The sequence below is a fragment of the Acidovorax sp. MR-S7 genome (assembly GCF_000400995.2).
GTDB lineage: Bacteria > Pseudomonadota > Gammaproteobacteria > Burkholderiales > Burkholderiaceae_C > MR-S7.
Genome location: NZ_DF238903.1, coordinates 15,837 through 27,878, shown reverse-complemented (window position 1 = coordinate 27,878; position 12,042 = coordinate 15,837). Strand labels below are relative to the sequence as shown.

The window sequence follows — 12,042 nt, the reverse complement described above, 5'->3', positions numbered from 1 at the left end:
ATCGGATTTCTCGGCTCGGATTCACTGTGGGGTGGTGGCCTGGACGGCGTCTGCCTCCAGCGCGGCGACGATGCGGGGCGCGTCGCTCGCCGTGCACACCTCGCGCGGCAGCGTGGCGCCGCTGGCCTTCAGGAAAGCCTCGCCGCCGCGCGCGTCGATGGCCATCATGTCGTGCATGCACATCCGGCCGTCTTCCACGCAGCGGTTGAGCACCTTGTGGTACAGGCCTTCCTCCACGCTGGAGAAGCGCTGCACCGGGTCGCGCTCGCTGGGCTTGGCCAGCTGCAGGTACGTGGTCTTGTCCAGCGGCTTGCCCTCCTGCTGGGCCTTGTGCACCCACTGGGCGAAATCGCCCTCGGACAGCCCATGGAACTTGAAGGTCATGCCCGAGAACCCCGGCCCGCTGTAGTGCGAGGCCAGGCCGTGGAACACGCCGGGCTTGTTGATCACGGCGTTCAGCTCGGTCTGCATGCCGGGCATGGCGTAGATCATGCCGGCCAGGTCGGGCACGTAGAACGCGTTCATGGTCGAGGTGGCCGTGAGCTTGAACAGGATGGGGCGGTCCACCGGCGCGGCCAGCTCGTTCACCGTGGCGATGCCCTGCTCGGGGTAGAAGAACAGCCACTTCCAGTCCATCGCCACGACCTGCACCTCCAGCGGGCGGGCGTCGGCGGGCAGGGCGCGGGTGGCGTCGATGCGGTCCAGCGGCCGGTAGGGGTCGAGCTTGTGGGTGCTGATCCAGGTCAGCGCGCCCAGGGCGATGATGATCATCAGCGGCACGGTCCAGATCACCAGCTCCAGCGAGGTCGAGTGGTGCCAGTCCGGGTCGTACTCGGCCTCGGTGTTGCCCTGGCGGTACTTCCAGGCGAACAGGAGCGTGAGCAGGATCACCGGCACGATGATGATCAGCATCAGCAAAGTGGCGGTGACCACGAGGTCGCCCTGCTGGGCGGCGATGTCGCCCGCGGGGTTGAGGACGACGGCCTTGCTGCAGCCGGCCAGGGCGGCGGTCGCGGCGGCGGCCGTCAGCCAGGCGGGCCTGCGGAGGTGCGTGGGTATGGGCATGCTAGAGGCGAGACAAAGGCGCGCTTAGGTGTAAACGCGAATTACGGGGTGGCGGACAATGTAATAGCGCCTAGCGCGCCTGTCGATTGGACATTTTGTCCAGGGTCAAAACCAGGGGCTTGCGCCAGGGTGAAACCGCCCATGGTTGATATGGCGCGAGGGTTTCTGACGGCCGATGTCAGTGAAAGCGCACTTGTTGACCGATGGGCTTGCGTGTAGAACGGTGCCGTGCATATGTCTTGAGCCAAGGAGCATCGGTATGAGTAGCGGTTCCATCGCATATCCCGTGTACGGACACGAGAGTGCGGCCTCCCTTTCGCGCGCCCACACGGACGAGGACGTCACCCCTGGCGAGATCGCCGTGGGCGTGATCATCGGGCGCTCGTCGGAGTATTTCGATTTCTTCGTCTTCGGGATCGCCTGCGTGCTGGTCTTTCCGTCGTTCCTGTTCCCCTTCCTGTCGCGCCTGGACGGCACCTTGATGGCATTCGCCATCTTCGCCATCGCCTTCGTCGCGCGGCCGTTCGGCACGGCCCTCTCCATGGCGGTGCAGCGGCGCTGGGGGCGCGGCACCAAGCTCACGCTGGCGCTGTTCATGCTGGGCTCGTGCACGGTGAGCATGGCCTTCCTGCCCAGCTACAACGCGGCAGGCATGGCCGCCATCGTCGCACTGGCCGTGCTGCGCTTCGGCCAGGGGCTGGCGCTGGGCGGCTCGTGGGACGGCCTGCCGTCGCTGCTGGCCATGGCCGCGCCCAAGGAGCGGCGCGGCTGGTATTCGATGGTGGGGCAGCTGGGCGCGCCGCTGGGCTTCATCCTGGCGGCCGGCCTGTTCGCCTACCTCTACGGCAGCCTCACGCACGAAGAATTCCTCTCCTGGGGCTGGCGCTATCCGTTCTGCGTGGCCTTCGCCATCAACGTGGTGGCGCTGTTCGCCCGCCTGCGCCTGGTGGTGGGCCAGTCCTATGCCGAGCTGCTGGAGGAAAAGGAGCTGGAGCCCGTGGGCGTGGCTCGCCTCATGCGCGACGAGGGGGGCAACGTGGTGCTGGGCGCCTTCGCGGCCCTGGCCAGCTTCGCTCTGTTCCACGTGGTGACGGTGTTCCCGCTGTCGTGGATCTCGCTGTACTCCGAGCGCTCCATGACCGAAGTGCTGGGCGTGCAGATCGTGGGTGCCTTCCTCGCGGCGGGTGCCGTGGCCGTGTCCGGCAAGCTGGCCGACCATGTGGGCCGGCGCACCCTGCTGGGCTCCATGGCGGTGCTGATCGGCCTGTTCAGCCTGGCCACGCCCTGGCTGCTGGACAGCGAGGGAGGCAGCAACATCTTCCTGCTGGCGGGCTTCGTGCTGCTGGGGCTGTCGTACGGGCAGGCGTCGGGCACCGTGACCGCCAACTTCTCCACGCACTACCGCTACACGGGCGCTGCGCTCTCGGCCGACCTGGCCTGGCTCTTCGGCGCGGCCTTCGCGCCGCTGGTGGCGCTGGGTCTGTCCGCGCGCTTCGGCCTGGGCGCGGTGACGCTGTACCTGCTCTCGGGCGTGGTGTGCACGCTGGCGGCGCTGCGCATCAACCGCATCTTCGAGCAGCAAAAGGACTGATTGCTATTGAAAAGGTAGCTGCCAGCGCTTTCCAGGAAAGCGCTGGAGCCCGATTGGGCTCATATCCTCATCCGCTGTCCCTGACCAGCCGGAACCCCACGTGCGACATGGGGCTGTGCGGGTCGCTGCCGCGCCGTGCGCTGGGGCGGTAGGACAGGCAGTAGTCCTCGTTGCACAGGAACGAGCCGCCCCGGATCACGCGCTTGGGTGCGTCGGCCGGCACGCCGGGCTCGTCGGGGTCGAACGACCGGGCGGGGCCTGGCGGGTTTTCCACCGGGCCGCGCCCGCCGCCCGCCGACTCCCGGGCGAACTGGTCCGCCCGGTACCAGTCGGCCACCCACTGCCAGGCGTTGCCGGTCATGTCGTGCAGGCCGTAGCCGTTGGCGGGGAAGGTCTTCACCGGCAGCGTGCCCGCCGCGCCGCCCGTCTGGGCGCTGACCACGGGGAAGGGACGGGAGCGCGTGTCCCAGTAGTTGGCCTGCAGCTCGCCGCCGGGCCGAACCTCGTCGCCCCAGGCGTAGGTTGCCTGCTCCAGCCCGCCGCGCGCGGCGAACTCCCATTCGGCCTCGGTCGGCAGGCGCTTGCCCGCCCAGCGGGCGTAGGCCAGCGCGTCCTCATGGCTGACCTGCACCACGGGGTGGTCGCCCTTGCCGCCGATGGAACTGCCTGGGCCCTGGGGATGGCGCCAGTCGGCGCCGGGCACGTAGCGCCACCATTGGGCGTAGTCGTCCAGGCGCACAGGGGCGCTGGTGCCCACGAACACCATGGCGCCGGGCACCAGCACCGCATCGGGCGGGCGGGGCGTGCCGGGGGGCAGCTGCACGCGGATGGTGTCCCAGTCGGGCCTGCGCTCCGCGGTGGTGATGTAGCCGGTCTCGCGCACGAAGGCGGCGAACTGGTCGTTGGTGACATGGGCCGTGTCCATCCAGAAGCCCTGGACGCGCACCGGGTGCGCCGGGCGTTCGTTGGGCTGGGCGAGCGGGTGGTCGCTGCCCATGAGGAAGGTGCCGCCCGGCACCCAGGCCATGCCCTGGGGGCCGTTCACGCCGTCGCCCAGCACGACGGCGGGGCGAGCGGGTGCGGACCGCAGGGCCCGCCAGCCGGTGATGCCCGCCGCCGCCAGGGCAACGCCGCCGCCCAGCAGCCAGCGCCTGCGCATTTCAATAGACGCCATGGCGCTTGGGGCAGGCCATGCCCATGTGCTGCTGGATGACCTGCTCGTCCGCCGCGTCGGTGCGGCCGTCGAACAGGAAGTCGTAGACGCTGGACAGGCCCCAGCCCTGGGCGATGCGGCGCCAGTTCGAGAGATCCTGCGCGTCCACCACGCCGTCCTTGTTGCCGTCGCCGGGGCAGTCGGGCTCCGAGGCCAGCAGCTCGTCCAGCTTGGCCGTGAGCGCGGTGTAGGCGTTCTGCTGCGCGGGGGTGAGCGGGCCGCGCAGCAGGTCGTTGGTGGCGGGGTCTTCCAGCAGGGGCGTGCCGGGGGCCTGGTCGATGGCGTAGAACTCGGTGGACACGTCCTCGCGGCTGCCACCCGTGGCGCTGTCGTGATTCACCGTGGTGTTGCGCACCAGCTTGTAGCGCTCGTCGCGGATGGCGAGCGTGCGCTCGGGCAGCACGGCCAGCGGCCCGGGCGTGGCGCCCGCGGCGGTGATGGCGCGGTTCACCTCCCAGCACTGCGCGTAGCCCGCGCCGCCGTTGCCGATGACGGAGGCATCGGTATAGCCCGGCCCCCACCAGACGCCGCCGTTGTCCTCGCAGACGCCCTTGGAGGTGGGGATCTGGGTGCAGCTTCCGGCCTGGCTGCTGGTGCGGTTCATCACGCAGGGGCCGTTGCGGCCGCCCCCCGCCTGGATATTGACACCCGACTGGGTGAAGTTGACGGTGCGCAGGCTGGCCTGCGCGGGCGTGGTCAGGTAGGGCAGCAGGCCCGCCGAGTCGACGGTGCGCGGCACCTGCGCGTGCACGTCGGCGATGCCCGCCAGTTCGCCGAAGAGCTGGAACAGGTCCACGGTGTTGACCATGTGCTCCACCGCGCGGCCCGGCGCGGCCACCTGCGGCCCGGCCACGATCAGCGGCACCCACACCCCCGTCTGGTACGAGGTGCCCTTGGCCAGCGACAGGCTGAACGGCGGCTTGACCGCGTAGCCCAGCGAGCCGTTGTCGCCCACGACCACGATGACGGTGTTGGCGGCCTGCGGGTCGTAGCGCAGGCTGCCGTCGTCGGCGCGCGCGGCCAGGCCGGTCTCCACCAGCAGGCGGCCGAACTCGGTGTCCATGGCCTCGGTCATCTGGTTCTGGATGGCGCGCCCGGCCACGGGGCTGGTGCAGTCCAGCACGTTGCCCGACAGGCGCGGGCTGCTCAGGGGCGACAGGTGCTTGGGCGCGTGCTGCCAGGGCGTGTGGGCGGCGGAGTAGCTCACCGTCGCCATCCAGGGCGTGCCCGCCGGGCGGGCCTTGATCCAGCGGATGGCGGCGTCGGTCTCGATGGTGGTGCGGTAGCCGCGGGCGCGCGGGTCGGTGAGCGGCACGACCTCGGTGCGGCCGCCGTCGATGACGACCAGGGGCGAGACGTAATAGGCGTTCTCGCGGCCGAAGTCCAGCCGAGCGCTGGCGGGCAGGGGCGTGCCGCACCGGTGGCGGTCCACGAAGACGCCGCCCTTGGCCAGGCATTGCAGGCCGGTCGCGTCCTCGGCGAGCGCGGGCTGGGGCATGTCCTCGCACGCGCCGTCCGCATAGTGGCAGGATCCGGCGAAGTGGTGCGGGTAGAAGCCGCAGGACCATGCGCCCGCGCCGTAGGCGCCGCCCGCCGTGGTGTCCACCGAGCCGGGCAGCCCGCCGATCCAGCCATAGAAATGGTCCCAGCCCAGCTGCAGCGGGGTGGCGTTGCCCGCCTCGTTGTGCTCGGGGCCGGCGAGGTGGAACTTGCCGAACATCGCGTTCTCGTACCCCGCCGCCTTGAGCAGCTTGGGCACGGTCACGTCGTGCGGCGAGAGCTGCGAGTTGGCGAGGTCGTTGGGCCCCAGCGCCTGGTACATGTTGGTGCGCAGCGGGTAGCGCCCGGTGAAGAACGCGGCCCGGCCCGGCGAGCATTCGGGCATGGACCAGGTGTTGCGGAACTTGACGCCCGCGCTCGCCACGGCTTCGATATTGGGCATGGGCGGCGCGTCCTGGCCGCCGTAGCCGAAGCTGCTCATCTGGTCGATGCCCACGTCGTCCATCACCACGAACAGGATGTTCGGCGGCTGCGGGGTGGGCGCTTCGGCGGCGGGGCCGCTGGACGAGCCGCCGCAGGCGGCGAGCAGGCAGGCCGCTGCCAGCGCGGCCCCCGTTGTGGTCGTGGGGTGCATCACGTGTCTCCTCAGAATGCCGGCGGCGTGCAGCGCTTGCCGATATGGGCTTCGATGACGGCCCGGTCGGCCGCGTCGGTTTTGCCGTCGTGGTTCAGGTCGTACCAGCTCGACTGGCCGCCGTTGAGCTGGCTCAGCTCTCGCCAGTTGTCCAGATCCTTCTGGTCCACCACGAGGTCGCGGTTGCCGTCGCCGGGGCAGTGGGTGCCGTCGTAGTTCTGGTGGTAGTCGGCCACCTTGTCGCGCTGGTCCAGCTCGGCGCGCAGCGTGGCGTAGGCCTGCCGCGCCTGCGCGTCCAGTCCGGACACGTCGAGCGGCGAGGCGCCGGAGGCCAGCTCGCTGCCGTCTTTGTCGATCACCGGGTTCGGCGGGGTCATGTCGATGCGGTAGAGCTCGTCGGTGTTGGTGTTGGTGCCCGTGTAGGTGGAATTCACGGGGTTGGTCAGGTCGATCGTGTAGGTCTTGCGGTTCATGCGCACCAGCTTGTAGGTGCCGTCGCTCGCGGCCTTCGACGCATCGGGCAGCACCTTGACCGCGTCGCCCGGGTTGCGCGCCTGGCGGTAGGACATCACCTGGCCGCAGTGGGCGAAGCCCTCCTCGGGCACGCCCGCGAGGCCCGAGCCGGCGCCGTACCAGACGCCGCTCTGGTCATCGCACAGGCCCTTGTACGGGAAGATGCTGAAGCAGACTTCGGCGGCCTCCACCACGCAGGGCTGCGGCGCGATGGCCGTGGCCGGGTTGGTGAAGTTGGTGCCCATCTCGGCGAAGTTGACCGTGCGGAGGGCGGCGCTGCCGGGGTCGGTCAGGTAGGCGTACATCGGCCGCGCGTCCAGCGGGCGCTGGGCGAGGATGGCCGCCTCGACGTCGGCGCCCGCAATCTCGGCGAACAGGCGGTACAGGTCGGGCGAGCTCACCTGGTGCGGCACCTCGCGGCCCGGCTCCTTGACCATCGGGCCGGCCACGAGCAGCGGCACCGCCACGCCGGTCTGGTAGGGCGAGCCCTTGCCGCGCGACGGGTCGAACCGGCCCGGCGCGGTGAACTTCACGCTGTTCACGTAGGTGCCGTTGTCGCCCATCACGACCACCACGGTGTTGGTCTTCTCGGGCTGGTAGTCCAGCGAGCCGTCGCTGCGGTAGGCGGCCAGGCCCAGCTCCACCAGCAGGCGGCCGATCTCCCTGTCCATGGCCTCGATCATCAGGTTGGTGACGAGGTGGTCGTCCACCACGGCGGCGACCTGCCCCGGCACGCCCTCCATGTCGCTGGCGGGAGAGCAGACGAGGTTGTCATTGCGGCCCGGCGTGGTCTCGGAGATCAGCGCCAGCGGCGGCAGTTGCAGCGGCGTGTGCACGGCCGAGTAGCCCAGCGAGAGCATCCAGGGCTTGTCGCCCGGCTGCCGCTTGGCCCAGGCGATGGCGCGGTCGGTCTCCATCGTGCTGCGGTAGCCGCGCGCGGCAGGGTCCTCGGCCGTGATCTTGCGGGCGCTGCCATCGGGCTCGCTGATGGCGAACTCGCCCGTGTAGTAGCCGTTCTGCGTGGAGAAGTCGAGGGCGGCGGGCGCCCGGGTCTGGCAGGACTGGCCGGGGTCGAAGATGCCGCCGCGCTCCAGGCAGCTGCGCCCCGGGGTGGCGATGCCCGCGCCGCGCTGGATGGGCTCGCAGGTGCCGGTGGCGAAGTAGCAGGCGCCCGCATCCGCGCCGTGGGCCGGGTCCATCGTGCTGTTGGGCACGAAGCCGCAGGGGTAGGTGCCCTCGGCCACGGTGCTGCGGCCCGCGCGCGTGTCGATCGGGTAGGGTGCGCCGTCGAGGTAGCCGTCGAAATGGTCCCAGCCCAGCTTCCACATCGTCTGGTGGCCGTAGGGCAGGTTGGGCGCGCCGTTCAGGTCCGTGCCCGTCAGGTGCATCTTGCCGATCATGGCGCTGGTGTAGCCCCGGGTCTTGAGCAGCTTGGGCAGCGTCACCTCGTAGGGCGAGATCTCGGAGTTGGCGAGATCGGTGGCGACCACGGCGTTGAGGATATTGGTTGCCGAGGGGTTGCGCCCGAGGAAGAAGGTCGCCCGCGTGGGCGTGCACGTGGGCATGGCCCAGGCATTGCGAAAGCGCAGGCCCGCGCTGGCGATGGCGTCGAGCGAGGGCGTCCTGGGCGGCACGGCGCCGCCATGGCCGTAGGAAGTGAGCTGGTCGATGCCGAAGTCGTCCAGCACGATGAACAGGATGTTGGGCTGCTGCGCCGTGGGCGCATCGGGCGGGGCGGTGGTGCTGCCGTCGCCGCTGCCGCCGGAGCAGGAGGCCAGCAGGGCCAGCGTGGCTGCGGCAAGGGGGGCGGCGGTCCAGTGTCTTGGGGTGTGCATGGTGGAATCTCCTCTGCCCGGCAGTGTCTGGCGCACGGGCGGTGGTGCCAATACCATGAACGGGGTATTCAACCGGGCGTGCCCGCTGTGTCAGAGTCGGGCCATGGACCCACATCAAGAGGACACATGCCGCGTGCTGCTCGTCGAGGACGACGAGCCCCTGCGCGACCGCTTCGCGCGCATCCTCGCGGCCTGGCCCGGCGGGCAACTGGTGGACGCCTGCGCGACGCTGGCCGAGGCCGTGCAGGCGCTGCAGGGCGCGCGCGTGGACTTGCTCATCACCGACCTGCGCCTGCCCGACGGCCACGGCACGCAGGCCATCCGCCTGCTGCGCAGCCTGCACCCGGCGGCGGAGGCCATGGTCATCTCGGTGCTGGCCGACGACGCCACGGTGATCGAGGCCATCGAGGCCGGCGCGGCGGGCTATCTGCTCAAGGACGCGGACTCCATCGAACTCGTCGAGGCCATCGAGGAACTGCGCGCCGGGCGCTCGCCCATCTCCTCGTCCATCGCGCGCATCATCGTGCGCCGGCTGGGGGGCGCGCCCGCCGTGCCGCTGGCCGAGGCGCTCACCCCGCGCGAGACGGAGATCCTCTGGGGCATCGCGCGCGGCCTCACCTATGCCGAGCTGGCGCAGCAGCTGGGCATCTCCAAGCAGACCGTGCCCGTGCACATCAAGAACGTCTACCGCAAGCTGGAGGCCACGAACCGCTCCGAGGCTGTGTTCAACGCCACGCAGCGGGGGGTGATCCGCCTGTGAGCGGAGCGCTTTTCCATCCAGGGGCGGCCCGGCGATGAAAAAGGCCGCCCTCGCCTTGCTCGCCTGCCTGGGCCTGCTGCTGCTCGCGGGCGCACCCTTCCTGCCGCGCCTGGTGCAGATCGAAGGCGGGCAGGTCCTGGACCGTGCCTTCGTGCTGGCCCCCGGGGCGCAGCAGGAAGTGGAAACCGCGCTGCCCCACACCTGGCCGCCGCGCCACCAGGGCGGCGACGCCGAATACCGCTATCGCCTGCACTTCGGCCTGCCGGAGGCGCCGCGCGAGCCGCTGTACCTGTTCCTGCCGCTGGTGAGCCAGCGCGCCGCGATCGGCCTCAACGGCGTGGAGCTGATGGACACGGGCAACCGCTCGCTGCCCGCGGGCATCACCTCGGGCGTGACGGTGTTCGTGCGGCTGCCGGCCGACCGGCTCGCGGCGGGCGCCAACACCCTGGACGTGCGCGTGGCGGCGGCAGGCGTGATGCGGGGCCACCTCTCGCCGCCGCGCGTGGGCAGCGCCCAGGCACTGGGGCCGCATTACCGCCTGGGCCTGTTCCTGCTCGAACACCTGCGCCTCATGGCGCTGGCGGGGCAGCTGCTGCTGATGGTGGCCGTGCTCGCGGCCTGGCTGTACCGGCCCGTGGAGCCGCTGTTCGGCTGGTTGCTGCTCATGCAGGTGCTGAGCCTGCCGCAGTACGCGGGCCTGCGGTCGGACCTGCCGGGCGTACAGGAGGCGCTGCCCTACGTGCTCATGGCCAGCTCGTCGGCCTCCTTCATCCTGCCCATCATCGCGCTGCTCATCAACGGCATGGTAGTGCCGCGCTGGCTCCAGTGGTGCGTGGCGGCGGTGCCGTGCCTGGGCATCGCGCTCGCGCTGCTGCCGGCCCTGCCGGTGTGGCAGGTCATGCTGGCGCTGAGCCTTCCTGCGGTGGTGCTGGCGGTCTGGGCGGCGGCGGCCATCACCGCCGCGGGCGCGCTGCGCGGCGTGCGCGAGGCGCGGCTGCTGCTCGTGCCCATGCTGCTGTTCGCACTGGCGCTGCTGCACGACGTGGCCCAGGTGGCGGGATGGATCGACGGGACCGTGCTGCTGGGCGCGTACTACCGCATGGTGCTCATGATCGGCATCGCGGTGATCCTCATGCGCCGCCTGGGCCTGAGCCTGATGCGGCTGGACGGCGCCAACGCCCGCCTGCGCCAGGAGCTGGCGCAGCGCGAGGCCGAGCTGGCGCGCCTGCACGAGGAAGAGCGGCGCGAGGCCGCGCAGCGCGTGCGCAGCGAGGAGCGCCAGCGCCTCACCGTGGACCTGCACGACGGGCTGAGCGGCCACCTCGCCTCCATCATCGCGCTGGCCGAGCGCGAGCGCTCCGCCGTCATCGAGCGCAGCGCGCGCGAGGCGCTGGACGACCTGCGCGTGGTGATCCACTCGCTGGACATCGGCGACCGCGAGCTGACCGTGGCGCTGGCAGGCCTGCGCGAGCGCCTGGCGCGCCAGCTCAAGCGGCTGGGGGTGGAACTGGACTGGTCCACCGCGCGGCTGCCCGAGATCTCGGGCGTCACGCCCACGCACGCGCTGGCCGTGCTGCGCATCGTGCAGGAGGCCGTCACCAACGCCGTGCGCCACGGCCCGGCCACGCGCATCGCCGTGCGCGGCGAGCCGCACGGCGCGGCGCAGGCGGCGATCGTGGTGGAGAACGACGGTGCGCCTTTTCCGCGCAGTGGATGCGGCGGCGGCGCCGGCCTGGAGAACATGCGCCGCCGCGCGGAACTGCTGGGCGGCAAAGTGCGCTGGGAGACGCCGCAGGGCGGCGGTGCGCGCGTGGCGGTGCTGCTGCCCTTGCAGCTGCCGGTGCACGGAGGCGCTATCTAAAAGGTAGCTTGCCGCGCTTGCCATGCAAGGGTTTCATGGTGTTTTTCCATTGAAACCCTTGTGCAGAGAGCGCAAGCTGCTCGCTTTTTTGGAAATCAATCCTTGGGGCGGAAGCTGATCACCATGGACGAGGGCACGCGCCCGTCCACGTCGCGCGGCAGCGTCTCGGTCTTGTGCAGGGCGCGCACCACGGCATCGTCCCACGCTTTGTTGCCGCTGGCCTTCACGATGCGAACGCCGACGATGGTGCCGTCCGGCGCGGCGCGCACCTCTACTTCGGCGTGCGGGTTGCCGGTGATGGCGTCGGGGAAGACGATGTTCGGCAGCACCTTGGCCTTGACCTTGCCGCCGTAGCTTCCGGAAGGGCCGGCGCTGCGCTGCGCAGTGCCCGTGGCGGTCTCGCCGCCCGTGGCGCCGGCCAGGCCCGCGATGCGGCGCATCTGCTCCTGGCGGAATTCCTCGGCGCGCTTGGCCTCGGCGGCTGCCTTGCGTTTGTCCTCGGCCAGCTTCTTCTGCTTTTCCTGCTCGGCCTTGGCGGCCTTCTCACGCTCGGCTTTTTCGCGCTCGGCCTTATCGCGTTCAGCCTTCTGCTGGGCCAACTGGCGCTCTTTCTTTTCCTGCTCCAGTCGCTCGCGGCGCTCCTCTTCCTTGCGTTCGCGCTCGCGCTTTTCGCGTTCGAGCTGCTGCTGGCGCTTCTTTTCCTCTTCGAGGCGTTTCTTCTCCTTCTCGCGCTCGAGGGCGATGTCGGCCTCGCGCGTATCGGGCTGGGCCTGGCGGGGCGGAGGAGGAGGCGGCGGCGGCGCCGGTGCCGGCCGCGGGGCCGGTTCGGGCGCGGGCGCGGGCGGCGGCGGAGGCGCCACGGCGCGCGGCGCGGCCTGCTGGGGCACGGCAGCCCACAGCTCGGCTTCCACGGCGGGCTGGTCCGCGCTGGTCTTCCAGTTCACGCCCCAGGTCAGGGCGCCGATGAGCACGGCATGGGCGAGCACGGCCAGCGCCACGGCCCGCATGCGGCCAGGCGGGCGGGGCGGGGCGAATTGGTCGCGGTCGTTGGTGGCGTGCATGCGGGTCGC

8 protein-coding genes are annotated in these 12,042 nt (G+C 70.8%); 3 read left to right on the top strand and 5 right to left on the bottom strand.

Annotated features, from left to right (window positions below; all coding sequences use genetic code 11):
• Positions 1-21: 21 nt before the first annotated feature.
• Positions 22-1,065, bottom strand: a complete 1,044-nt coding sequence (gene cyoA / locus AVS7_RS05485) for a ubiquinol oxidase subunit II (RefSeq protein ID WP_020227421.1) — start codon at positions 1,063-1,065, stop codon at positions 22-24.
• A gap of 259 nt (positions 1,066-1,324) precedes the next feature.
• Between cyoA and AVS7_RS05480 the strand changes: the two genes are divergently transcribed.
• Entirely contained in the window at positions 1,325-2,656 is a 1,332-nt protein-coding gene (locus tag AVS7_RS05480) for an MFS transporter (RefSeq protein WP_020227420.1), read from the top strand.
• A 67-nt stretch (positions 2,657-2,723) separates the two neighbouring features.
• Here the strand turns inward: AVS7_RS05480 and AVS7_RS05475 are convergent, their stop codons facing one another.
• Genes AVS7_RS05475 through AVS7_RS05465 form a run of 3 tightly spaced genes read right to left on the bottom strand, consistent with a single transcriptional unit; the run spans position 2,724 to position 8,351 of the window.
• The gene (locus AVS7_RS05475) at positions 2,724-3,830 is read right to left on the bottom strand and encodes a formylglycine-generating enzyme family protein (protein WP_049696849.1); all 1,107 of its coding nucleotides are present in this window, start codon (positions 3,828-3,830) and stop codon (positions 2,724-2,726) included.
• On the bottom strand, positions 3,817-6,003 hold the full coding sequence (locus AVS7_RS05470; RefSeq protein ID WP_020227418.1) for a sulfatase-like hydrolase/transferase: 2,187 nt from the start codon (positions 6,001-6,003) through the stop codon (positions 3,817-3,819). Before AVS7_RS05470 ends, AVS7_RS05475 begins: the two co-directional genes overlap by 14 nt.
• A gap of 11 nt (positions 6,004-6,014) precedes the next feature.
• Positions 6,015-8,351, bottom strand: a complete 2,337-nt coding sequence (locus AVS7_RS05465; protein ID WP_020227417.1) for a sulfatase-like hydrolase/transferase — start codon at positions 8,349-8,351, stop codon at positions 6,015-6,017.
• A 103-nt stretch (positions 8,352-8,454) separates the two neighbouring features.
• On the opposite strand from AVS7_RS05465, the gene AVS7_RS05460 reads away from it, so the two are divergent.
• Complete coding sequence (locus AVS7_RS05460; RefSeq protein WP_034690083.1) at positions 8,455-9,111, top strand: response regulator transcription factor; 657 nt, start codon at positions 8,455-8,457, stop codon at positions 9,109-9,111.
• A 34-nt stretch (positions 9,112-9,145) separates the two neighbouring features.
• Positions 9,146-10,972, top strand: a complete 1,827-nt coding sequence (locus tag AVS7_RS05455) for an ATP-binding protein (protein WP_020227415.1) — start codon at positions 9,146-9,148, stop codon at positions 10,970-10,972.
• A 95-nt stretch (positions 10,973-11,067) separates the two neighbouring features.
• Here the strand turns inward: AVS7_RS05455 and tolA are convergent, their stop codons facing one another.
• A complete protein-coding gene (gene tolA / locus AVS7_RS05450; protein WP_020227414.1) occupies positions 11,068-12,033 on the bottom strand; it encodes a cell envelope integrity protein TolA in 966 nt (321 codons plus the stop codon).
• Between the last annotated feature and the right edge of the window lie 9 nt (positions 12,034-12,042).